Origin of the sequence: Pseudomonas vlassakiae (genome assembly GCF_014269035.2) — a bacterium.
GTDB classification, from domain to species: domain Bacteria; phylum Pseudomonadota; class Gammaproteobacteria; order Pseudomonadales; family Pseudomonadaceae; genus Aquipseudomonas; species Aquipseudomonas vlassakiae.
On record NZ_JABWRP020000001.1, the window covers coordinates 349,528 to 371,632 of the forward strand.

Genomic DNA, 22,105 nt, shown 5'->3' on the forward strand with positions numbered 1-22,105 from the left:
CGTCATGTCCGAGTTCCAGCTCGTCACCCGTTTCCAGCCGGCCGGCGACCAGCCCGAGGCCATCCGCCAGATGGTCGAGGGTATCGACGCAGGCCTGTCGCACCAGACCCTGCTAGGGGTGACCGGTTCGGGCAAGACCTTCAGCATCGCCAATGTCATCCAGCAGGTGCAGCGGCCAACCCTGGTGCTGGCGCCGAACAAGACCCTGGCGGCGCAGTTGTATGGCGAGTTCAAGGCGTTCTTCCCGAACAACGCGGTGGAGTACTTCGTCTCCTACTACGACTACTACCAGCCAGAGGCCTACGTGCCGTCCTCGGACACCTTCATCGAGAAGGATGCCTCGATCAACGACCACATTGAACAGATGCGCCTGTCGGCGACCAAGGCGCTGCTGGAACGGCGCGATGCGATCATCGTCACCACCGTGTCGTGCATCTACGGCCTCGGCAGCCCCGAGACCTACCTGAAGATGGTCCTGCACGTCGACCGGGGCGACAAGCTCGACCAGCGCGCCCTGTTGCGCCGGCTGGCCGACCTGCAATACACCCGCAACGAGATGGACTTCGCCCGTGCCACATTCCGTGTGCGTGGCGACGTGATCGACATCTTCCCGGCCGAATCCGACCTCGAGGCCATCCGCATCGAGCTGTTCGATGACGAGGTCGAGAATATCGCCGCCTTCGACCCGCTGACCGGCGAGGTCTTCCGCAAGCTGCCACGCTTCACCTTCTACCCCAAGAGCCACTACGTGACCCCGCGGGAAACCCTGCTGGAGGCGGTGGAGGGCATCAAGGAAGAGCTGCAGGACCGGCTCGAGTACCTGCACAAGGCCAACAAGCTGGTCGAAGCCCAGCGCCTGGAGCAACGCACCCGTTTCGATCTGGAGATGATCCTCGAACTGGGTTACTGCAACGGCATCGAGAACTACTCGCGCTACCTGTCCGGGCGCCCGGCCGGCGCGCCGCCGCCCACGCTCTACGATTACCTGCCCGCCGATGCCCTGCTGGTGATCGACGAGTCCCACGTCAGCGTTCCGCAGGTTGGCGCCATGTACAAGGGTGACCGCTCGCGCAAGGAGACCCTGGTCGAATACGGCTTCCGCCTGCCCTCGGCACTGGACAACCGGCCGATGCGCTTTGACGAATGGGAGGCTGTCAGCCCGCAGACCATCTTCGTGTCTGCCACCCCTGGCCCCTATGAAGCCGAGCATGCCGGCCGGGTGGTGGAGCAGGTGGTGCGTCCGACCGGCCTGGTCGACCCACAAGTAGAAGTGCGCCCGGCGCTGACCCAGGTCGACGACCTGCTGTCGGAGATCCGCAAGCGCGTCGCCCAGGGCGACCGGGTGCTGGCGACCACGCTGACCAAGCGCATGGCCGAAGACCTGACCGACTACCTGGCCGACCATGATGTGCGGGTACGCTACCTGCACTCGGACATCGACACGGTGGAGCGCGTGGAAATCATCCGTGACCTGCGCCTGGGCACCTTCGATGTGTTGGTGGGCATCAACCTGCTGCGCGAGGGCCTGGACATGCCTGAGGTGTCGCTGGTGGCCATTCTGGATGCCGACAAGGAAGGCTTCCTGCGTTCCGAGCGCTCGCTGATCCAGACCATTGGCCGTGCCGCACGTAACCTCAATGGCCGGGCGATCCTGTATGCCGACAACATCACAGGCTCCATGCAGCGCGCCATCGATGAGACGGAGCGGCGCCGCGAGAAGCAGATCGCGTTCAACCAGGCCAACGGCATCGTGCCCAAGGGTGTGGTCAAGGACATCACCGACATCATGGAAGGCGCCACCGTGCCCGGCGCGCGCAGCAAGAAACGCAAGGGCATGGCCAAGGCGGCGGAGGAGAGCGCCCGTTACGAGGCCGAGCTGCGAACGCCGGGCGAGATCACCAAGCGCATCAAGCAGCTGGAAGAGAAGATGATGCAGCTTGCCCGCGACCTCGAATTCGAAGCCGCCGCGCAGTTGCGTGACGAGATTACCCAACTGCGCGAGCGCCTGATCACCAGCTGATTGATCTGTTGCCGGTACTGGCCTCTTCGCGGGTTTAGCCGCGAAGAGGCCAGTACCGGCTAATGAGCTTCCCCTGCCTTCAACCCCTCCGGCAGCTTGCGGGTCAACAACACCGCCACCATGCTCACCGCCAGCCCGATGCCGACAAAGTGGAAGGCATCGTTGTAGGCCATGATCAGCGCCTGCTGGTGGGCAATTTCGCTCAGCTTGCCCAGCGCCGCATTGTCATTGCCCAGCCGTTCCGTCAACTGCGCCAGCCGCTCCGCCACCTGCGGGTTGCTCGGCACCACCGACTCCCTCAGGTAGTCGAAATACACCTTGGTCCGCGCATCCAGCAAGGTGGCCAGCAAGGCGATGCCGATCGCGCCGCCCAGGTTGCGCAGGATGTTGAACAGGCTCGACGCAGACCCGGCATCCTGCGGCTGGATATACGCCGTGGCGATCAGCGAAATGGTCACCATGATCATCGGCTGGCCGAGGGCGCGGATGATCTGGATATGGTTGAACTGCGGCCCGGCGAAGTCCGGGTTCAACACCCCCGAGCCGAAGCTGGCGACCCCGAACAGGCAAAAACCGAGGGCGCACAACAGCTTGGGCGACACCACCTTCATCAGTTGCGGCACCAGCGGAATCAGAAACAGCTGCGGAATGCCCATCCACATGATCACTTCGCCGATCTGCAGGGCGTTGTAGCCCTGGATCTGTGCCAGGTACAACGGCAGCAGGTAGATCGAGCCATAAAGCCCCACGCCCATGCCCAGGCTGGCAATGCTCGACAGGCCGAAATTGCGGTTGCCGAGGATACGCAGGTTGATCAAGGGGTGCGGTTTGGACAACTGCAGGATGACGAAGGTGGCCAGGCTGATCGCAGCGACAGTCGCCAAGCCGACGATCAGGTTCGACTCCAGCCAGTCCTTGCGATGGCCTTCCTCAAGGAAGACCTGCAGGCAGCCCAGGCCCACGCCGAGGGTGACGATGCCGGCATAATCGGTGCTTTTCAGCAGTTCCCAGTGTGCTTCTTTCTTCTCCAGGCCATAGAGCAGGCCGGCAATCATCACCAGCCCGGGCGGGATGTTGATGTAGAAGATGTATTCCCAGCCCCAGTTCTCGGTCAGCCAGCCGCCAAGGGTCGGGCCGATCGACGGGGCGAAGGTGGCAGTCATGGCGAACATGGCCATGCCTTTGGCACGGTGATGCTCGGGCAATTTGATCAGGGTCAGGGTGAATGCCAGCGGGATCAGCGCGCCGCCGGTGAAGCCCTGCAGGGCACGGAACAGGATCATGCTTTCGAGGTTCCAGGCCATCGAGCAGAGCAACGAGGACACCAGGAAACCGCCAGACACCCACACCGCCAGGCGCCTCGCCGAGAGCAGCTGCACCAGCCAGGCGGTCAGCGGAATCATGATGATTTCCGCCACCAGGTAGGAAGTGGATATCCATGAGCCTTCCTCCAGGGTCGCTGAAAGCGCGCCCTGGATGTCCTTGAGCGAGGAGTTGGTGATCTGGATGTCCAGCACGGCCATGAAGGCCCCCAGCATCACGCTCATCACCGCGATCCAGTCGCGCCGGGTCGGCTCCGCAGTCGGGCGGAGCAGTTGATCACCGGCCATCGTGGCCTTCGTCTTGGTGACGCAGGTCGACGGTGGCGGTGACCGACATGCCGGGGCGAATGCGCCCATGCAACGGGTTGTCGGCGGCGAACGTCAGCTTCACCGGGATGCGCTGCACCACCTTGGTGAAGTTGCCGGTGGCATTGTCTGGCGGCAGCAGGCTGAACTGCGCGCCCGACGCGGCGAACAGGCTATCGACGCGGCCTTCGATCGGGGTGTCGGGGTAGCTGTCGAACAGTAATTCGGCGCGCTGACCGGGTTGCATCTTGCCGATCTGGGTCTCCTTGAAGTTGGCCTGCACCCAGATGTTCTCATCGGGCACGATCGACAACAGGTAGGCGCCGGCCTGTACGATCTGGCCACTGCGGGCATTGCGCTGGCCGATGGTGCCGCTGAGTGGCGCGCGAATCTCACAGCGGGTCAGGTTCAGTTGCGCCTGGGCCAGGTCGGCGCGGGCATTGGCGATCTGCGCGTCGAGGCGTTTGAGGTCGGCGGTCAAGGCGTTGACCTGCTGGCGCTGGCTTTGCAGGTCGGCACGCGCTTTGTCGACCTGGGAACCGGCCACATGGCTGTCTGCCGACAGGGTGGTCACCCGCTCTTCGGAGACGAAGCCGGGCTTGCGCAGCTTTTCGGCACGGCTCAGGTCCAGGCGCGCGCGGTCGAACGTGGCCTGGTTGGCGGCGACCTGCGCCTGCCCTGCGGCGATCTGGCTGCCTTGCTGGGTCAGCCGGCTCTGGGCCTGGGCATATTCGGCCTCGCGGGTGGCGAGGGCGGCGCGGGCGCGTTCCACGGCCAGCTCGAAGTCGGCGGCCTCCAGACGCACCAGCAGGTCGCCTTTGTTCACGTGCTGATTGTCGTCGACCCGGACCTCGTCGATGCGTGCGCCGAGCTGACTGGAAATACGGGTGATCTCACCCTGCACGTAGGCATTGTCGGTGCTCTCGAAGAAGCGGCCTCTGGAATACCACTCGGCCAGGAAGGCGAGGGCGATGAGGGCCACCAAGGTGAAGAAGATCGCCAGGCGGCGTTTGAGTTGGGCAGGCATGGGGACTATCGTTCCAGAAATGTAATTAAATTTAACAGCGGCACATGGCCAGCCGACAAGTGACGTTCGCGCCATTGCTGGAGCCCGGTGCCTGCTCCCTGCTAACATCCCGCCTTTGTTTCATCTTTCGTTCGAGACTCTCATGACCACCGTTCGCACGCGTATCGCGCCATCGCCCACTGGCGACCCCCATGTCGGCACCGCCTACATCGCCCTGTTCAACTACTGCTTTGCCAAGCAGCACGGCGGTGAGTTCATCCTGCGTATCGAAGACACCGACCAGCTGCGCTCCACGCGCGAGTCGGAGCAGCAGATCTTCGACGCCCTGCGCTGGCTTGGCATCGAATGGAACGAAGGCCCGGATGTCGGTGGCCCGCACGGTCCGTACCGGCAAAGCGAGCGTGGCGAGATCTACGCCAAGTACGCCAAGGAGCTGGTCGATGCCGGCCATGCCTTCTACTGCTTCTGCACTGCCGAAGAGCTGGAGCAGATGCGTGCCGAGCAGATGGCCCGTGGTGAAACCCCGCGCTATGACGGCCGTGCCCTGCTGCTGAGCGCTGAAGAAGTGCAGCGCCGCCTGGCCGCTGGCGAGCCACATGTGATCCGCATGAAGGTGCCGAGCGAAGGTGTCTGCGTGGTTCCGGACATGCTCCGTGGCGACGTCGAAATTCCATGGGACCGCATGGATATGCAGGTGCTGATGAAGAATGACGGCCTGCCGACCTACTTCCTGGCCAACGTGGTGGATGACCACCTGATGGGCATCACCCATGTCCTGCGCGGCGAAGAGTGGCTGCCGTCGGCACCGAAGCTGATCAAGCTGTATGAGTACTTCGGTTGGGAGCAGCCGAAGCTTTGCTACATGCCGCTGCTGCGCAACCCGGACAAGTCCAAGCTGTCCAAGCGCAAGAACCCGACCTCGGTGACCTTCTACGAGCGCATGGGCTTCATGCCCGAGGCCATGCTCAACTACCTGGGCCGCATGGGCTGGTCGATGCCGGACGAGCGCGAGAAGTTCTCCCTGGCCGAGATGGTCGAGCACTTCGACCTGTCGCGTATCTCCCTGGGGGGCCCGATCTTCGACATCGAGAAGCTGTCTTGGCTCAATGGCCAGTGGCTGCGCGAGCTGCCGGTAGAAGAATTCGCCGCACGTGTGCAGAAGTGGGCATTCAACAGCGACTACATGATGAAAATCGCCCCGCATGTGCAGGGCCGTGTCGAGACCTTCAGCCAGATCGCCCCGCTGGGTGGCTTCTTCTTCGAGGGCGCGCTCAAGCTCGATGCCAAGCTGTTCGAAAGCAAGAAGCTGTCCGCCGACCAGGTGCGCCAGGTGATGCAGTTGATCCTGTGGAAACTGGAAAGCCTGCGCCAGTGGGAGAAAGAGCGCATCACCGGCTGCATCCAGGCCGTGGTCGAAGCGCTTGAACTGAAGCTGCGTGATGCCATGCCACTGATGTTCGCCGCCATTACCGGCCAGGCCAGCTCGGTGTCGGTGCTCGATGCCATGGAAATCCTTGGCCCCGACCTGACCCGCTACCGTCTGCGCCAGGCCCTGGACCTGCTCGGTGGTGTGTCGAAGAAAGAAAACAAGGAATGGGAAAAGCTGCTGGCGAACATCGCCTGACTGCCTTGCGAAGCCATAACTGAACCTGTGGGGGCGGGTTCACCTGCGAATACGCTGATGCATTCACCGCAGCATTCGCGGGTAAACCCGTTCCTATAGGGCTCGATGTTCAGGTTTGCATGGGGCAGGGCGGTAAGTGATTGTTATCTGTGAAAAAAATTTTGAATATTTTCAAAATTTAGTTTGACAGCCCTGCAATCCGATCTTAATATGCGCCCCGTCCACAGCGATGAACGAAAACGAAACGCCAGGCACCCAGCCAGCGCTTCTGTTCAGAGCGACATTGTGGGGCTATAGCTCAGCTGGGAGAGCGCCTGCATGGCATGCAGGAGGTCAGCGGTTCGATCCCGCTTAGCTCCACCAAATTCCGCTTGACAGCCGTGGCTGTCGAGCAAGAGCGGGTCCAGCAACCCGGTCTTGAAGGTAAGAAGGTTCGTCCCCTTCGTCTAGTGGCCTAGGACACCGCCCTTTCACGGCGGTAACAGGGGTTCGAGTCCCCTAGGGGACGCCAGTTTTGCACAAGCGATGTTTCAGGATGTCGCTGGGCCGAGAGGCTAGAAATCCGGGGCTATAGCTCAGCTGGGAGAGCGCCTGCATGGCATGCAGGAGGTCAGCGGTTCGATCCCGCTTAGCTCCACCAATTCTGCCAGGGTTCGATGCGTCGAACCTTCGCGAAGGTTACGTCCCCTTCGTCTAGTGGCCTAGGACACCGCCCTTTCACGGCGGTAACAGGGGTTCGAGTCCCCTAGGGGACGCCACTTTTACCCGCGTTTTGCGGGACTTAAAAAGGCTCGTTCGCATATTGAATGAGTCTTTTGTTTCGGGGCTATAGCTCAGCTGGGAGAGCGCCTGCATGGCATGCAGGAGGTCAGCGGTTCGATCCCGCTTAGCTCCACCAATTCTGCCAGGGTTCGATACGTCGAATCTTCGCGAAGGTTACGTCCCCTTCGTCTAGTGGCCTAGGACACCGCCCTTTCACGGCGGTAACAGGGGTTCGAGTCCCCTAGGGGACGCCATTTTTACCCGCGTTTTGCGGGACTTTTAAGGCTCATTCGATTATTGAATGGGCCTTTTGTTTTTCTCCCACCGCAAAAAAGCTGCTGCCGACAAGCGGTGGCAAATTCTGCTTGCCAAAAAATATGATGGGAATAATATTTCGATCATCATATTTTGATCGGCAGCCGGCCAATGAGCGACAAGAAGAGCAAGACCCGCGAACGCATTCTCGAAGCCGCCCGCAGCGCGTTGATCCAGCATGGCCCGGCCGAGCCGAGCGTCAGCCAGGTAATGGGCGCGGCAGGCCTGACCGTGGGTGGTTTCTATGCGCACTTCGAGAGCAAGGACGAACTCATGCTCGAAGCCTTCCGCCAGTTGCTGGGCGAACGGCGTGCCTTGCTCGCCCAGATAGACCCGAACCTCGATGGGGAAGGGCGCCGTGCCCTGGCGAGCGCCTTCTACCTGTCGCGCAAGCACCGTGACGCCGAGGTGCATGCCTGCCCGCTGCCGAACTCGCTCGGCGAGATGCAGCGACTGCCTGCAGCCTTCCGTGAAGTGCTGGCCGAGCACATCGAGCTGATGACGGCGGCGATGGTCGACCGCCCGGAAGACGCCGACAAGGCCTTGGCTGACCTGGCCCTGATGATCGGTGGCCTGGCCCTGGCGCGGGCCTTGGGCCCGGGCGAGTTGTCCGATCGCATTTTGCGTGCCGCCAAGTCGGCAGTTCTCTGATACCCCCCTGGTCCTGGAGCAAGGCGATGACTACCCTGAGCTGGATTCGTGGCGTAAATGGCGCCTTGGGTCGACTGGCCCCCGAGCATGTCGCCGGCAAGATGCGCCGTGCCTTCATGACCCCGCGCAACCTGCCGCCCCGGCAGTGGGAGTTGCCGCTGCTGGCCAGTGCCGAGCGCATCACCTTGCGCTTCGGCTTGTCGGCCTTGCGTTGGGGCAAAGGTCCGACGGTGCTGCTGATGCACGGCTGGGAAGGGCGCCCGACCCAGTTCGCGGCGCTGATCGAAACGCTGGTGCGGGCCGGGCACACCGTGGTCTCGCTGGAGGGCCCGGCCCACGGTCGCTCGCCCGGCCAGCAGGCGCATGTGGTGCTGTTTGCCCGGGCACTGCTGGAAGCGGCTGCCGAGTTGCCGCCGCTACGTGCCGTGATCGGTCACTCCATGGGCGGTGCCAGCGTGTTGCTGGCGCTGCAGATGGGGCTGCGCGCCGAGGCCGCAGTGAGCATTGCGGCGCCAGCGCAGCTGCTGGGTGTGTTGCGTGGCTTTGCCCAGCGCCTGGGGTTGCCGGCGCGGGCCAGGGCGGCGTTCATCCGCCAGGTCGAGCGCGATGTCGGCATGCAGATCGCTCGCCTCGATGTCAGTGGCTACCAGCTGGAGCTGCCCGGGTTGGTGGTGCATGCTGCGGATGACGCGCTGGTGCCCGCAGGTGAGGCGCAGGTCATCCACAAGGCCTGGTTCGACAGCCGGCTGATGCTGCTGGAGGAGGGTGGGCATCAGCGCCTGCTGGCTGACCCGCGTCTGAGCGAGGCGGTGCTGGAGCTGCTGGCCCGTGAACCTTCGCGGCAGAGTGCCTGACTGTGTGCGGCGGTGCGGCGATCCGACTTGCCCGCGAAGAGGCCGGGTCATCCACCACAAAGGCTGGACATTTGCCGGCTTGGCCATGCTAAATCCCAGTTTTCCTTCAAGGAAGCAGGTATGAGCTGGGACCTGGCAACACCATTCATCATCGACCTGCGCGTCGGAAGCGAGGACATCGACGGCCTTGGTCACGCCAACAATGCGGTCTACGTCACCTGGCTGGAGCGTTGCGCCTGGCGCCACTCCCAGCGCCTGGGGCTGGACCTGGCCGAGTACCGGCGCCTGGACCGGGCCATGGCGGTGGTGCGCCACGAAATCGACTACCTTGCTGCAGGCTACGAGGACGATGAGCTGCAACTGGCCACCTGGATCATCGACTGGGACCAGCGCCTGCGCATGACCCGGCGTTTCCAGCTCAAGCGTCCACGTGATGGTGTGACCTTGCTGCGTGCACAGACCACCTTCGCCTGCATCGAGCTGTCCAGCGGCAAGCCCAAACGCATGCCAGCGGAGTTTCTCGAGGGTTACGGGCCGGCGCTGATCGGCCACTGAAACCACGGTTTTTTTTGCTAGACTGCCGCCTTTTCCGCCGAGACCCCGACATGCAAATTGCCCTGGCCCCCATGGAGGGGCTGGTCGACAACATCCTGCGCGACGTCCTGACCCGAGTGGGCGGCATCGATTGGTGCGTCACCGAGTTCATCCGCGTGTGCGACCGCCTGCTGCCGGCCTCCTCGTTCGACAAGCTCGCCCCTGAGCTGCGCCAGGGCGCGCGCACGGCCGCTGGCGTGCCGATGCGTGTGCAGTTGCTGGGCTCGGACCCGGTGTGCCTGGCGGAGAACGCCGCGCTGGCCTGCGAGCTGGGGGCGCCGGTCATCGACCTGAATTTCGGCTGCCCGGCCAAGACCGTGAACAAGTCGCGTGGCGGCGCGGTGCTGCTCAAGGAGCCGGAGTTGTTGCATGCCATCGTTCGCGAAGTGCGCCGTGCGGTGCCCGCGCACATCCCGGTCACTGCCAAGATGCGCCTGGGTTTCGATAGCCCGGATGGGGCGCTGGAGTGTGCCACGGCGTTGGCCGAGGGCGGTTCGGCGCACCTGGTGGTGCATGCGCGGACCAAGGTCGAAGGCTACAAGCCACCGGCCCACTGGGAGTGGGTGGCGCGGGTGCAGGATGTCGTGCGGGTGCCGGTGTTTGCCAATGGTGAAATCTGGAGCGTTGACGACTGGCGGCGTTGCCGCGAGGTCAGCGGTGCTGAAGGCATCATGCTGGGGCGCGGGCTGGTGTCGCGCCCGGACCTGGCCCTGCAGATCGCCGCGGCGCGCGATGGGCAGCCATACCAGCCGATGAGCTGGGTTGAGCTGCTGCCGTTGTTGCGCGAATTCTGGCGCCAGGCCCAGGCCAAGCTGTCGCCGCGCTATGCGCCGGGGCGGATGAAGCAGTGGCTGGCAATGCTGACACGCAGTTATCCCGAGGCGGTGGTGCTGTTTGCCGAGTTGCGCCGAGAGGACGATTGCGCCCGCATCAGCCGGTTGCTTGGGGTCGAGGCGACCACCGAAGAGGCATGTGTTGCCTGAACGGGCCTCTTCGCGGGTAAACCCGCTTCTACAGGTCCAGCGCTGCTCTCAAGGCCCGTGTTATCCCTGGGGGCGGGCATGCCTGCGACGAGGCCAGCAGCGACTCAAAATTTTTTCAGCGCTGCCCTTGAAAGCTTTTCCGTAGGCCCTATCTCTTTGAGTACGCGATGCCGAAGTCGGGTCGCGCAGTGACTTTACTTGCTGAAACTCAGGAGTTTATGACCATGACTACCGCTTTCTCTCTCGCTCCACTGTTCCGCCATTCCGTTGGCTTCGACCGTTTCAACGACCTGTTCGAGTCTGCGGCGCGCAATGAGGCGGGTAGCAGCTACCCTCCCTACAACGTGGAAAAACATGGCGATGATCACTATCGCATCGTGGTTGCCGCAGCCGGCTTCCAGGAGCAGGACCTCGACCTGCAAGTCGAAAAAGGTGTCCTGACCGTAACCGGTGGCAAACGAGAGAACGGCACTGCTGAAGTGACTTATCTGCACCAGGGCATTGCCCAGCGTGCCTTCAAGCTGTCGTTCCGCCTGGCCGACCATATCGAGGTCAAGTCGGCTGGCCTGGCCAACGGCCTGCTCAGCATCGACCTGCTGCGCATCGTGCCGGAAGAAGCCAAGGCCAAGCGCATCCCGATCAATGGCGACCAGCCAGCACTGAACTGAGTTCAGTATGAAGAAAGGGCACCTTCGGGTGCCCTTTTTTCGTTTCAGTAATCTGCCGGTGCTTCCAGCAACATCTGCCTGAACTCCGGCAGCGGCAATGGCCGGCTGTGCAGGTAGCCCTGGTACAGGTAGCAGCCCAGGCGTTCGAGAAACGCCAGTTGTTCGGTCAGTTCGACCCCTTCGGCAATCACCGCCAGGTCCAGGCTGCGGGCCATGGCCACGATGGCACGGACAATCTCGGCATCGTTGGGGTCATCGGGAGCGTCGCGGACAAACGTCTGGTCGATTTTCAAGGCATCCACCGGCAGGCGCTTGAGGTAGGTGAGCGAGGAATAGCCGGTGCCGAAGTCGTCCATGGCAAAGCTCACGCCATAGCGCTTGAGTTCACGCATCTTGCTGATGGTGTCTTCCAGGTTCTGGATGACGATGCCCTCGGTGATCTCCAGCTTCAGCATCTGCCGTGGCAGGCGGTAGTCATCCAGGCTGCGCAGTACCCGCTCGACGAAATCGTTCTGGCGGAACTGCCGTGGGCTGATGTTCACGCACAGGCTGAAATCATTGGCGTCGATCAGGCCGTCTTCGAGCATGTGCGCGCAGGCATCGCAGGCTTCGTCGAGAATCCAGCTGCCAACTTCCAGTATCAGGCCGCTTTCTTCCAGCACCTGGATGAACTGCGCCGGCGGTTGCTGGCCCAGTTGCGGATGATGCCAGCGCAGCAACACTTCGGCACCGACGATGCGATTGTCGCGGGCATCGACCTGGGGCTGGAAATGCAAGGCCAGTTCGCCCCGCGCCAGGGCCAGGCGCAGGTCGCTCTCCATGCGCAGGCGCTCGCTGGCGGCCTTCTGCATGGTGGTATGGAACAGTTCGGTGGTATTGCGCCCGGAGTCCTTGGCCCGGTACAGGGCGATATCGGCGCGCTTGAGCAAGTCGGCCGGCGTGGTGCCGTGGTCGGGGATCAATGCCACGCCGATACTCGGCGTCACCTGCAGGCGCTGGCCATCCAGCGACATCGGTTCGGCCAGCAGTTCGCGGAGGGTATCGGCCAGTTCGCGGACCTTGCCTTCCACGGCCTCGCGGCTGCCTTCCAGGCCGCTGAGCAGCACCACGAACTCATCGCCGCCCAGGCGCGCCACGGTGTCTTCCAGGCGCACACTGGCTTCCAGGCGGGCGGTAATGATCTTCAGCACGGTGTCGCCCACCGGGTGCCCGAGCGAGTCGTTGATGTGCTTGAAGTGGTCGAGGTCGAGGAACAGCAGCGCGCCGCGCAGGTTGTGGCGGCGCAGCAGGGCGATCTGCTGGCTCAGGCGGTCCATCAGCAAGGCGCGGTTGGGCAGGTTGGTCAGCGGGTCGTGGTAGGCGAGGTGGCGGATCTGCGCCTGGGCGTTCTTCAGCTGGCTGACATCGCGGGCAGTCAGCAGCAGGCAGTCCGCCTCGTTGAGGCTGATCGGCTCCACCGACACCTCGACGGTGAGGATGTCGCCGCGCTTGTTGCGCCCGAGCATCTCCCGGTGGTGCACCCGGCCACGCTCCTTGAGCTCGCTGAGCAGTGCGCTGCGCTGCTTGTCGTCGGCCCAGATGCCGATTTCGTAGACGCTGCGGCCGATCACTTCGTCAGCGCTGTAGCCCGTCAGCCGGCAGAAGCCGTCGTTGACCTCCAGGTAGCGGCCGCTGCGGCGTTCGGTGATGGTGATGGCGTCCGGGCTGGAGTGGAAGGCCTTGGCGAACTTCTCTTCGCTGGCTTTGAGCGCCGCTTCGGCGCGTTGCTGCTGGGTGATGTCGCGCAGCGTGGTGACGCTGCACGGCTGGTCATCGACGCTGATCAGGCGGCTGGCAATGACGCAGGTCAGTGGCGCGCCATTGCGGTGGTTGACCACCACCGCCACATTGCTCAGTGCCTGTTCGCGGATCACCCGCTCGATGCGCTGGGCGCGTTCGATCGACTCGGCCCACAGGCCGATCTCTTCGGCGGTGCGGCCGATCACCTGTTCGGCGCTCCAGCCGAAGGTCTGGGTGAAGGCCGGGTTGATCTCGATGAACTGGCCGGTGTCCTGGCGGGTCACGCAGATCGGGTCGGGGCTGACCTGGAACAGGCTGGCGAATTTTTCTTCCGAGGCGCTCAGGCGCTGTTCGCGCTCTACCTGCTCGGTGATATCCAGCAAGGTACCGGCCATGCGCAACGGGTTGCCCTGCTCATCGCGGTACAGGCGAGCACGGCTTTCGATATAGCGCGAAGTGCCGTTTTCCAGCTGCACGCGGTAGGTGATCTGGTAGTTGCCCGCCGGGCCTTCACGCAGGCTGCGGTAGGCCTGGCGCATGCTGGAGCGTTCGTGTTCCGGCACGCCTTCGAAGAACGAATCGAACGACTCGTGGAACGGCACCGGGTCCAGCCCGTGCAATTGCGCAGCGCGGGCCGAGCCGTAGAGCATGCCGCTGGGGATGTGCCAGTCCCAGGTACCCAGTTGCGCCGAGTCCAGCGCCAGGTCCAGGCGTTCCTGGCTGTCCTTGAGGGCCTGTTCGGCGCGTTTGCGCTCGGTGGTGTCGACAAAGGTGCTGATCAGGTAGGTCACGCCCTCCATCTCGATGCTCTGGGTGCACAGGATGCCGTCGTGGAGCTTGCCGGTGCTGGCGCGGAACTGCACTTCCATGATCGCCGGCCCGTGGTTGCCGCGGGTGGCCTCGATGACCTGGTGACGCTGTTCGGGATTCACCCACAAGCCCAGCTCGAGACTGGTCTTGCCGATCACCTGGCCGCCGGGCCAGCCGAACATGTCTTCGAAGTGCTGGTTGACTTCGATGATCATGCCGTCCTGGCGGCGGCTCAGCAAAATGGCGTTGGGGCTCAGGTGGAACAGCGTGGCGAAGCGCTTTTCCGAGTTGATCAACGCGGTTTCCCGTTCGCGCTGGCGGGTGATCTCGCGGATCACCCCGATCATCTGGCGTCGGCCGTGAGGATCATGGGTCAGGCTGCCGTTGATCTCCAGCCAGTGCAGGGTGCCATCCGGCCACCGGATGCGATGGCGCATGGCTTGTTCCACCGGCTCGCCATTGACCACCGCGTGGAACAGTTGCCGGGTACGCGCACGGTCTTCCTCCGGCAGCAGGTCGAGGTAATCGATGTCGTTGGGCAGCGGGCGTTGCGGGTCGAAGCCGAACAGCGCCTGGGTGCCCCGTGACCAGCTGATCCTGCCGGTGTCGATATCCCACAGCCAGGCGCCCAGGCGTGCGCCGTTGAGGGCGGCCAGCAGCTGCGGGGCGTTCTGCCAGGCCTGTTCCGATTCCTGCGGGTCGGCCGCTGGGATGCGCGGCAGGCGCGGAAAACGTTTTGCTGATTTGGGCATTGGTACCAGACCTTTGGCGTGTGACGCGTCCATGAAGTTGGAAATGCCGAGCTGACGACCGGTCAGGCGGACCCTGCGTGGCTGTCGAGCAGGGCCATGAAGGCCCTGGCAGCGTTCGATAGCGTTCGCTCCGTGTGCAAAATGTAGCCTAGCTGGCGCGACAGCTGTATGCCGGGCAAGGCGATGGGTGCAACCTGATCATCCAGCATAGTCCGGGGCAGCACGCTCCACGCCAGGCCGATCGACACCATCATCTTGATGGTTTCCAGGTAGTTGGTGCTCATGGCGATGTTCGGTGTCAGGCCCTGGCTTTCGAACAGGCGCTGGACGATATGGTGGGTGAAGGTATTGCCACCGGGGAAGACCGCCGGGTGCCGGGCGACATCGGCCAGGTTCACCGCCTGGTTGCTGGCCAGTGGATGCTCGGGCGCCGCCACGAAGTCCAGGGCGTCGTCCCACACCGGTGCGGCCTTGACCAGGTGGTGAGGCTCGGGGGCGAGGGTGATGACGGCAATTTCAGCGCGGCCATGGAGGACTTCATCGTAGGCCTGTTCCGAATCCATGAATTGAATATCCAACGCCACAGCCGGGTACTGCCGGGTAAAAGCCCGTAAAAGCGGGGGCAGGCGGTGCAAACCGATGTGGTGGCTGGTGGCCAGGGTGAGTCGACCGCTCACTTCCCCCGTCAAATTGGTCAGCGCCCGTCGGGTATCATCGAGGACGTTGAGGATCTGGTAGGCACGCGGCAGCAATGCGCGGCCGGCCTCGGTCAAGGTCACTTCGCGGCCCAGGCGGTCGAACAGGCGCACGTCCAGTTGCTGTTCCAGGCCAGCGATACGTTTGCTGATCGCTGGCTGGGTCAGGAACAGGCGCTCGCCGGCGCCCGAGAAGCTGCCGGTCTCGGCAATGGCAATGAATGCGCTGAGGTTGGCCAGGTCCACGATTTCGGATTCCTCTTGGTTATCCAAAGCATAAAAATTATGAATTTGAGTTATTCAATCTAACCCCATAGCATCGTCCGTACAAGCCAAGGGGTCTTTGGCATAGAAAGACGCTGATGAGGAACAGTCTGATGGCTGGCAAAACGCTCTACGACAAACTCTGGGAAGCCCATGAGGTCAAGCGCCGTGATGACGGCTCGTCCTTGATCTACATCGACCGCCATATCATTCACGAAGTGACGTCGCCCCAGGCCTTCGAAGGCCTGCGCCTGGCCAATCGCAAGCCGTGGCGCATCGATGCCAACATCGCCACCCCGGACCACAACGTGCCGACCACGCCGGAGCGCAAGGGCGGCATCGAAGCCATCGCCGACCAGGTGTCGCGCCTGCAGGTGCAGACCCTCGATGAGAACTGTGACGAATATGGCATCGTCGAATTCAAGATGAACGACGAACGCCAGGGCATCGTCCACGTCATCAGCCCGGAGCAGGGCGCCACCTTGCCGGGCATGACCGTGGTCTGCGGTGACTCGCACACCTCCACCCACGGCGCTTTCGGCGCCTTGGCCCATGGCATCGGTACCTCCGAGGTGGAGCATGTGCTCGCCACCCAGTGCCTGGTTGCCAAGAAGATGAAGAACATGCTGGTACGGGTTGAAGGCCAGTTGCCAGCCGGCGTCACCGCCAAGGACATCGTCCTTGCCGTGATCGGCAAGATCGGCACGGCCGGTGGTAATGGCCACGCCATGGAGTTCGCTGGCAGCGCCATCCGTGAATTGTCCATGGAAGGGCGCATGACCATCTGCAACATGTCCATCGAAGCCGGTGCCCGTGTGGGCCTGGTAGCGACCGACGCCACCACCATCGCCTACGTCGAAGGCCGCCCGTATGCGCCCAAGGGCGAGGACTGGAAGCGTGCCGTCGAGGCATGGAAGGACCTGGTTTCCGACGACGATGCCGTGTTCGACACCGTGGTCGAACTCGACGCTGCGCAGATCAAGCCACAAGTCAGCTGGGGCACTTCGCCGGAAATGGTCTTGGCTGTCGACCAGCGCGTGCCGGACCCGGCTGCCGAGCCAGACCTGATCAAGCGTGGTTCGATCGAGCGCGCCCTCAAGTACATGGGCCTCGCCGCCAACCAGGCGATTACCGACATCAAGCTCGACCGCGTATTCATCGGTTCGTGCACCAACTCGCGCATCGAAGACCTGCGCGCCGCCGCCGAGATCGCCAAGGGCCGCAAGGTTGCCGCGACGGTCAAGCAGGCGCTGGTCGTGCCAGGTTCGGGCCTGGTCAAGGCCCAGGCCGAACGTGAAGGCCTGGACAAGATCTTCCTCGAAGCCGGCTTCGAATGGCGTGAGCCCGGCTGCTCGATGTGCCTGGCAATGAACCCGGATCGCCTGGAAAGCGGCGAGCACTGTGCGTCCACGTCCAACCGCAACTTCGAAGGCCGTCAGGGCGCCGGTGGCCGTACCCACCTGGTCAGCCCGGCCATGGCCGCCGCCGCCGCGGTGACTGGCCACTTCATCGATGTCCGCGAGTTGATCCAAGGGAGCGCAGCATGAAAGCCTTTACCCAGCACACCGGTCTCGTCGCGCCGTTGGATCGTGCCAACGTCGACACCGACCAGATCATCCCCAAGCAGTTCCTCAAGTCGATCAAGCGCACCGGTTTCGGCCCCAACCTGTTCGACGAATGGCGTTACCTGGATGTCGGTCAGCCATACCAGGACAACAGCAAGCGCCCGCTGAACCAGGAATTCGTGCTCAACCACGCGCGTTACCAGGGGGCCAGCGTACTGCTGGCGCGGGAGAACTTCGGTTGCGGTTCGAGCCGTGAGCACGCGCCCTGGGCACTGGACGAATACGGCTTCCGTAGCGTGATCGCACCGAGCTTCGCCGACATCTTCTTCAACAACAGCTTCAAGAACGGCCTGCTGCCGATCATCCTCAGCGACGAGGAAGTCGACGAGCTGTTCAAGCAGGTCGAAGCCAACCCGGGCTACCAGTTGACCATTGACCTGCAGGCGCAGGCGGTGACCCGCCCGGATGGCAAGGTGCTGCACTTCGAAATCGACGCGTTCCGCAAGCACTGCCTGCTCAATGGCCTGGACGACATCGGCCTGACCCTGCAGGACAGCGACGCGATCAAGGCGTTTGAACAGAAGCACCGTGCCGCGCAGCCCTGGTTGTTCCGGGATGCCTGATTGAGCGGCTGGCCTCATCGCGGATAAATCCGCTCCTACAGACCATGCGTGATCCTTGTAGGAGCGGATTCATCCGCGAAAGGCCGGTGAAGGCAACACACCACCCAAGGATCGATACCCATGACCAGCACCACCCATACCGATGTGGTCCAACGCCAGTTCGGCGAACAGGCCAGCGCCTACCTCAGCAGCGCCGTGCATGCCCAGGGCAGCGAGTTCGCCCTGTTGCAGGCCGCGCTGGCAGGGCAGGGCGATGCCCGCGTGCTGGACCTGGGCTGCGGTGCCGGTCATGTCAGTTTCCACGTCGCGCCCCTGGTCGCTGAAGTGGTCGCCTACGACCTCTCGCAATCGATGCTCGACGTGGTTGCCAGCGCCGCCAGCGAGCGCGACCTGGGCAATATCACCACCGAATGCGGTGCGGCCGAACGCTTGCCGTTCGCCGACGCTTCGTTCGACTTCGTCTTCAGCCGCTATTCGGCGCATCACTGGAGCGACCTGGGCGTGGCCCTGCGCGAAGTGCGCCGGGTGCTCAAGCCGGGCGGCGTGGCAGCGTTCATCGACGTGATGTCGCCGGGCAGCCCGTTGCTCGACACCTACCTGCAGGCCGTGGAAGTGCTGCGCGACACCAGTCACGTGCGCGACTACTCGGCCGCCGAATGGCAACGCCAGGTCAGCGAAGCCGGCCTGCACGTGCGCAGCCACACGCGCCAGCCACTGCGCCTGGAATTCAGCAGCTGGGTCGAGCGCATGCGCACCCCCGAGCCGATGCGCGTTGCCATTCTCCAATTGCAGCAAGCCATGGGCGCAGAAGTACGGCAGTATTACCAGATCGAGGCCGATGGCTCGTTCAGCACCGATGTGCTGGTGTTGTGGGCCGAGCGATAAGAACTTTTCGGTGAGGCCCGAATGGCCGCACCGCGTGAATGGATAGAGGAAAGCATGAGCAAGCAGATTCTGATTCTCCCAGGTGATGGCATTGGTCCGGAAATCATGGCCGAGGCGGTCAAGGTGCTGGAGTTGGCCAACGACAAGTTCCAGCTCGGCTTCAGCCTCGAGCACGACGTGATCGGCGGCGCCGCCATCGACAAGCACGGCGTACCGCTGGCTGACGAGACCCTGGAGCGTGCCCGCAAGGCCGACGCCGTGCTGCTGGGCGCCGTGGGCGGCCCGAAATGGGACAAGATCGAGCGTGACATCCGCCCGGAACGCGGCTTGCTGAAAATCCGTTCGCAACTGGGCCTGTTCGCCAACCTGCGCCCGGCCATTCTCTACCCGCAACTGGCCGATGCATCTTCGCTGAAGCCGGAAATCGTCTCGGGCCTGGATATCCTCATCGTCCGTGAGCTGACCGGCGGCATCTACTTCGGTGCCCCGCGTGGTCAGCGCGAGCTGCAAGGTGGCGAGCGCCAGGCCTACGACACCCTGCCCTACAGCGAAAGCGAAGTGCGCCGTATCGCCCGGGTCGGCTTCGACATGGCCCGCGTGCGTGGCAAGAAGCTGTGCTCGGTGGACAAGGCCAACGTCCTGGCCTCCAGCCAGCTGTGGCGTGAAGTGGTCGAAGACGTGGCCAAGGACTACCCGGACGTCGAACTGAGCCATATGTACGTCGATAACGCTGCCATGCAGCTGGTTCGCGCACCGAAACAGTTCGACGTGGTAGTGACCGACAACATGTTCGGTGACATTCTGTCGGATGAGGCTTCCATGCTGACCGGTTCCATCGGCATGCTGCCTTCGGCCTCCCTGGACGCCGAAAACAAGGGCATGTACGAGCCTTGCCACGGGTCGGCCCCGGACATCGCCGGGCAGGGCATCGCCAACCCGCTGGCGACCATCCTGTCGGTGTCGATGATGCTGCGTTACAGCTTCAACCAGCAGGCCGCAGCCGAGGCGATCGAGAAGGCGGTCAGCGTCGTGCTGGACCAGGGCCTGCGCACCGGTGACATCTGGTCGGCCGGCTGCAACAAAGTAGGCACGCAGGAAATGGGCGACGCAGTAGTCGCAGCGCTGCGGAATCTGTAATCTCTCTGGCCCGCCACCAAAAACTCGAGGTGGCGGCCCACTTTTAGCAAAGGTGTAGTTGCGATGAAACGTGTAGGTCTGATCGGTTGGCGCGGTATGGTCGGTTCCGTGCTCATGCAGCGGATGCTGGAGGAGCAGGATTTCGACCTTATCGAGCCGGTGTTCTTCACCACCTCCAACGTAGGTGGCCAGGGCCCGAACGTGGGCAAGGATATTGCTCCGCTCAAGGACGCTTATTCGATTGAAGAACTCAAGACCCTCGACGTGATCCTGACCTGTCAGGGCGGCGACTATACCAACGAGGTGTTCCCCAAGCTGCGTGAAGCCGGCTGGCAGGGGTACTGGATCGATGCCGCTTCGTCGCTGCGCATGCAGGACGATGCGGTGATCGTGCTGGACCCGGTCAACCGCAAGGTCATCGACCAGCAGCTCGATGCCGGTACCAAGAACTACATCGGCGGCAACTGCACGGTCAGCCTGATGCTGATGGGCCTGGGCGGCCTGTTCGAAGCCGGCCTGGTCGAGTGGATGAGCGCCATGACCTACCAGGCGGCTTCCGGTGCCGGCGCTCAGAACATGCGCGAGCTGATCAAGCAGATGGGGGCTACCCATGCAGCCGTTGCCGATGACCTGGCCAATCCGGCCAGCGCCATCCTCGACATCGACCGCAAGGTGGCCGAAACCATGCGTGGCGATGGGTTCCCGACCGAGAACTTCGGCGTGCCGCTGGCCGGTAGCCTGATCCCGTGGATCGACAAGGAGCTGCCGAACGGCCAGAGCCGCGAAGAGTGGAAGGCCCAGGCCGAAACCAACAAGATCCTCGGCCGCTTCAAGAGCCCGATCCCGGTCGATGGCATCTGCGTGCGCATCGGCGCCATGCGTTGCCACAGCCAGGCGCTGACCATCAAGCTGAACAAGGATGTGCCTCTGGCCGACATCGAAGGCATGATCAGCCAGCACAACCCGTGGGTGAAACTGGTGCCGAACCAGCGCGAGATCAGCATGCAAGAGCTGACCCCGACCAAGGTGACCGGTACCCTGAACATCCCGGTTGGCCGCCTGCGCAAGCTGAACATGGGGTCGCAGTACCTGGGCGCGTTCACCGTGGGTGACCAGCTGCTGTGGGGCGCCGCCGAACCGCTGCGCCGCATGCTGCGGATCCTGCTGGAGCGTTGATCGCTTGGGCTGCACCGAAAACCCGCGCTGGTGACAGCGCGGGTTTTTTTATGCCGGTCCGCCGGGCGATTTTCAGCGCCTGTGAGATCGAGCGCCGCGCGGGCGGCGCTCGATCTGAAGGGCGCTGAAAAATCTCATGGCGAGCACTTGGTGGTCTCCACCCAGGCCAGCACAGACAAATCACTACAATCCAAGTAAAGTGCCGCCCCCGCCGTTTCAGCAAAAGGATCCCTACCATGACCACTCCCCTGGACATCGCCGTCGTCGGCGCCACCGGCAGCGTCGGTGAAACCCTTGTGCAGATCCTCGAGGAACTGGCCTTCCCGGTTGGCACCCTGCACCTGCTGGCCAGCATGGAATCGGCGGGCAGCAGCATGATGTTCGCCGGCAGGAAGCTCAAGGTGCGTGAGGTCGACAGTTTCGACTTCGCCCAGGTCAAGCTGGCCTTCTTCGCCACCAGTCCGGCCGTCAGCCGCAGTTTTGCCAGCAAGGCCGAGCAGGCCGGCTGCACGGTCATCGACCTTTCCGGCGGCCTGGACAATGCCCTCGCCGTGGTACCGGAGGCCAATGGTGACAGTGTCGCCAACCTGAGCCTGCCTGCGCGCATCACCAGCCCCAGCTGCGCCGCCGTGGCCCTGGCGGTTGCCCTGGCACCGCTCAAGGGCCAGCTGGATATCGAGCGGGTGCAGGTCATGGCGGCCCTGGCGGTGTCCGCGCAAGGCCGTGAAGCGGTCAGTGAACTGGCCCGGCAAACCGCCGAGCTGCTCAATGCCCGCCCACTGGAGCCACGCTTCTTCGATCGGCAGATGGCCTTCAACGTGCTGGCCCAGGTCGGGGGCGTCGACGAGCAGGGGCATACTGCCGTAGAGCGGCGCCTGGTGGGTGAACTTCGCGTGCTGCTGGGCCTGCCGGAACTGAAGATTTCCGTGAGCTGCATTCAAGTCCCGGTGTTTTTCGGCGATAGCTTCAGTGTAGCGGTACAGAGCCGTCGCCCGGTCGATCTGGGCCAGGTCAACCAGGCACTGGAACAGGCCGAAAGCATCGAGCTGGTGGCAAACGATGATTATCCGACCCCGGTCGGTGACGCAGTCGGCCAAGACGTGGTCTATGTTGGTCGTGTACGCCATGGAATTGACGAAAAACAGCAGCTCAACCTTTGGTTGACCACCGACAATGCGCGCAAGGGCGCTGCTTTGAACGCCGTACAGGTGGCTCAATTGTTGATTAAACACATGGTGTAAAAGATACTGGCGAGCACTTTTGTCCCACGCCGCACGCAGGTTTTTGGGACGA

Annotated in this window: 17 protein-coding genes and 6 tRNA genes; 19 read left to right on the forward strand and 4 right to left on the reverse strand. The window is 63.2% G+C overall.

Features of this window, described 5'->3' with window-relative positions:
- The first annotated feature begins 4 nt into the window (after positions 1-4).
- The gene (gene uvrB / locus HU738_RS01610; RefSeq protein ID WP_176510205.1) at positions 5-2,020 is read left to right on the forward strand and encodes an excinuclease ABC subunit UvrB; all 2,016 of its coding nucleotides are present in this window, start codon (positions 5-7) and stop codon (positions 2,018-2,020) included.
- A 59-nt stretch (positions 2,021-2,079) separates the two neighbouring features.
- Here uvrB and HU738_RS01615 read toward each other — a convergent pair whose 3' ends face one another.
- A complete protein-coding gene (locus tag HU738_RS01615; protein ID WP_189660721.1) occupies positions 2,080-3,630 on the reverse strand; it encodes an MDR family MFS transporter in 1,551 nt (516 codons plus the stop codon).
- Positions 3,620-4,675, reverse strand: coding sequence for an HlyD family secretion protein (locus HU738_RS01620; RefSeq protein WP_186604088.1), 1,056 nt, complete (start codon positions 4,673-4,675; stop codon positions 3,620-3,622). The genes HU738_RS01615 and HU738_RS01620 overlap by 11 nt, the downstream gene beginning before the upstream one ends.
- 142 nt (positions 4,676-4,817) lie before the next feature.
- Here HU738_RS01620 and gltX point away from each other — a divergent pair, with 142 nt between their 5' ends.
- The 12 genes from gltX to HU738_RS01680 all read left to right on the forward strand — a co-directional run bounded on the left by gltX (position 4,818) and on the right by HU738_RS01680 (position 11,126).
- Positions 4,818-6,299: a glutamate--tRNA ligase gene (gene gltX, locus HU738_RS01625; protein WP_186604090.1), complete on the forward strand. Its 1,482-nt coding sequence runs from the start codon at positions 4,818-4,820 to the stop codon at positions 6,297-6,299.
- Positions 6,300-6,586: 287 nt separating this feature from the next.
- A tRNA-Ala gene (locus tag HU738_RS01630) sits at positions 6,587-6,662 on the forward strand.
- A gap of 72 nt (positions 6,663-6,734) precedes the next feature.
- Positions 6,735-6,810 (forward strand) — tRNA-Glu (locus HU738_RS01635).
- Positions 6,811-6,863: 53 nt separating this feature from the next.
- Positions 6,864-6,939, forward strand: a tRNA-Ala gene (locus HU738_RS01640).
- A 42-nt stretch (positions 6,940-6,981) separates the two neighbouring features.
- A tRNA-Glu gene (locus tag HU738_RS01645) sits at positions 6,982-7,057 on the forward strand.
- A 64-nt stretch (positions 7,058-7,121) separates the two neighbouring features.
- Positions 7,122-7,197 (forward strand) — tRNA-Ala (locus tag HU738_RS01650).
- A 42-nt stretch (positions 7,198-7,239) separates the two neighbouring features.
- A tRNA-Glu gene (locus tag HU738_RS01655) sits at positions 7,240-7,315 on the forward strand.
- Positions 7,316-7,487: 172 nt separating this feature from the next.
- Positions 7,488-8,027, forward strand: coding sequence for a TetR/AcrR family transcriptional regulator (locus tag HU738_RS01660; protein WP_176510202.1), 540 nt, complete (start codon positions 7,488-7,490; stop codon positions 8,025-8,027).
- A gap of 26 nt (positions 8,028-8,053) precedes the next feature.
- Positions 8,054-8,881 carry an alpha/beta hydrolase gene (locus HU738_RS01665; RefSeq protein ID WP_176510201.1) on the forward strand — a complete coding sequence of 276 codons (828 nt, stop codon included), beginning with the start codon at positions 8,054-8,056 and terminating at the stop codon, positions 8,879-8,881.
- A gap of 120 nt (positions 8,882-9,001) precedes the next feature.
- Entirely contained in the window at positions 9,002-9,436 is a 435-nt protein-coding gene (locus HU738_RS01670; RefSeq protein WP_186604840.1) for an acyl-CoA thioesterase, read from the forward strand.
- A gap of 50 nt (positions 9,437-9,486) precedes the next feature.
- Complete coding sequence (locus HU738_RS01675) at positions 9,487-10,458, forward strand: tRNA dihydrouridine synthase (protein WP_186604842.1); 972 nt, start codon at positions 9,487-9,489, stop codon at positions 10,456-10,458.
- Positions 10,459-10,682: 224 nt separating this feature from the next.
- Positions 10,683-11,126: an Hsp20 family protein gene (locus tag HU738_RS01680; RefSeq protein WP_176510198.1), complete on the forward strand. Its 444-nt coding sequence runs from the start codon at positions 10,683-10,685 to the stop codon at positions 11,124-11,126.
- Positions 11,127-11,170: 44 nt separating this feature from the next.
- Here HU738_RS01680 and HU738_RS01685 read toward each other — a convergent pair whose 3' ends face one another.
- Both HU738_RS01685 and HU738_RS01690 read right to left on the reverse strand, forming a co-directional pair.
- Positions 11,171-14,467 (reverse strand): PAS domain S-box protein, encoded by a 3,297-nt coding sequence (locus tag HU738_RS01685; protein ID WP_176510197.1) that lies wholly within the window; start codon positions 14,465-14,467, stop codon positions 11,171-11,173.
- 62 nt (positions 14,468-14,529) lie between these two features.
- Positions 14,530-15,408: a LysR family transcriptional regulator gene (locus HU738_RS01690; protein ID WP_186604844.1), complete on the reverse strand. Its 879-nt coding sequence runs from the start codon at positions 15,406-15,408 to the stop codon at positions 14,530-14,532.
- Between the two features lie 131 nt (positions 15,409-15,539).
- On the opposite strand from HU738_RS01690, the gene leuC reads away from it, so the two are divergent.
- The 6 genes from leuC (at position 15,540) to HU738_RS01720 (ending at position 22,053) form a co-directional block, all read left to right on the forward strand.
- Positions 15,540-16,973 carry a 3-isopropylmalate dehydratase large subunit gene (leuC, locus tag HU738_RS01695; RefSeq protein WP_176510195.1) on the forward strand — a complete coding sequence of 478 codons (1,434 nt, stop codon included), beginning with the start codon at positions 15,540-15,542 and terminating at the stop codon, positions 16,971-16,973.
- Positions 16,970-17,614 carry a 3-isopropylmalate dehydratase small subunit gene (leuD, locus tag HU738_RS01700; protein WP_176510194.1) on the forward strand — a complete coding sequence of 215 codons (645 nt, stop codon included), beginning with the start codon at positions 16,970-16,972 and terminating at the stop codon, positions 17,612-17,614. The genes leuC and leuD overlap by 4 nt, the downstream gene beginning before the upstream one ends.
- A gap of 120 nt (positions 17,615-17,734) precedes the next feature.
- A complete protein-coding gene (locus HU738_RS01705) occupies positions 17,735-18,499 on the forward strand; it encodes a class I SAM-dependent methyltransferase (protein WP_186604846.1) in 765 nt (254 codons plus the stop codon).
- Between the two features lie 54 nt (positions 18,500-18,553).
- On the forward strand, positions 18,554-19,636 hold the full coding sequence (gene leuB / locus HU738_RS01710; protein WP_176510192.1) for a 3-isopropylmalate dehydrogenase: 1,083 nt from the start codon (positions 18,554-18,556) through the stop codon (positions 19,634-19,636).
- A 63-nt stretch (positions 19,637-19,699) separates the two neighbouring features.
- Positions 19,700-20,812 carry an aspartate-semialdehyde dehydrogenase gene (gene asd / locus HU738_RS01715; RefSeq protein ID WP_176510191.1) on the forward strand — a complete coding sequence of 371 codons (1,113 nt, stop codon included), beginning with the start codon at positions 19,700-19,702 and terminating at the stop codon, positions 20,810-20,812.
- 236 nt (positions 20,813-21,048) lie between these two features.
- On the forward strand, positions 21,049-22,053 hold the full coding sequence (locus tag HU738_RS01720; protein ID WP_176510190.1) for an aspartate-semialdehyde dehydrogenase: 1,005 nt from the start codon (positions 21,049-21,051) through the stop codon (positions 22,051-22,053).
- Positions 22,054-22,105 lie beyond the last annotated feature (52 nt).

What these genes read in the sequence shown, in the direction of transcription:
- uvrB (WP_176510205.1), top strand. Translation starts at nt 5, where the DNA reads ATGTCCGAGTTCCAGCTCGTCACCCGTTTCCAGCCGGCCGGCGACCAG.
- HU738_RS01615 (WP_189660721.1), bottom strand. Translation starts at nt 3,630, where the DNA reads ATGGCCGGTGATCAACTGCTCCGCCCGACTGCGGAGCCGACCCGGCGC.
- HU738_RS01680 (WP_176510198.1), top strand. Translation starts at nt 10,683, where the DNA reads ATGACTACCGCTTTCTCTCTCGCTCCACTGTTCCGCCATTCCGTTGGC.
- HU738_RS01670 (WP_186604840.1), top strand. Translation starts at nt 9,002, where the DNA reads ATGAGCTGGGACCTGGCAACACCATTCATCATCGACCTGCGCGTCGGA.
- HU738_RS01720 (WP_176510190.1), top strand. Translation starts at nt 21,049, where the DNA reads ATGACCACTCCCCTGGACATCGCCGTCGTCGGCGCCACCGGCAGCGTC.
- HU738_RS01705 (WP_186604846.1), top strand. Translation starts at nt 17,735, where the DNA reads ATGACCAGCACCACCCATACCGATGTGGTCCAACGCCAGTTCGGCGAA.
- leuB (WP_176510192.1), top strand. Translation starts at nt 18,554, where the DNA reads ATGAGCAAGCAGATTCTGATTCTCCCAGGTGATGGCATTGGTCCGGAA.
- HU738_RS01685 (WP_176510197.1), bottom strand. Translation starts at nt 14,467, where the DNA reads ATGCCCAAATCAGCAAAACGTTTTCCGCGCCTGCCGCGCATCCCAGCG.
- asd (WP_176510191.1), top strand. Translation starts at nt 19,700, where the DNA reads ATGAAACGTGTAGGTCTGATCGGTTGGCGCGGTATGGTCGGTTCCGTG.
- HU738_RS01675 (WP_186604842.1), top strand. Translation starts at nt 9,487, where the DNA reads ATGCAAATTGCCCTGGCCCCCATGGAGGGGCTGGTCGACAACATCCTG.
- leuC (WP_176510195.1), top strand. Translation starts at nt 15,540, where the DNA reads ATGGCTGGCAAAACGCTCTACGACAAACTCTGGGAAGCCCATGAGGTC.
- leuD (WP_176510194.1), top strand. Translation starts at nt 16,970, where the DNA reads ATGAAAGCCTTTACCCAGCACACCGGTCTCGTCGCGCCGTTGGATCGT.
- HU738_RS01620 (WP_186604088.1), bottom strand. Translation starts at nt 4,675, where the DNA reads ATGCCTGCCCAACTCAAACGCCGCCTGGCGATCTTCTTCACCTTGGTG.
- HU738_RS01660 (WP_176510202.1), top strand. Translation starts at nt 7,488, where the DNA reads ATGAGCGACAAGAAGAGCAAGACCCGCGAACGCATTCTCGAAGCCGCC.
- gltX (WP_186604090.1), top strand. Translation starts at nt 4,818, where the DNA reads ATGACCACCGTTCGCACGCGTATCGCGCCATCGCCCACTGGCGACCCC.
- HU738_RS01665 (WP_176510201.1), top strand. Translation starts at nt 8,054, where the DNA reads ATGACTACCCTGAGCTGGATTCGTGGCGTAAATGGCGCCTTGGGTCGA.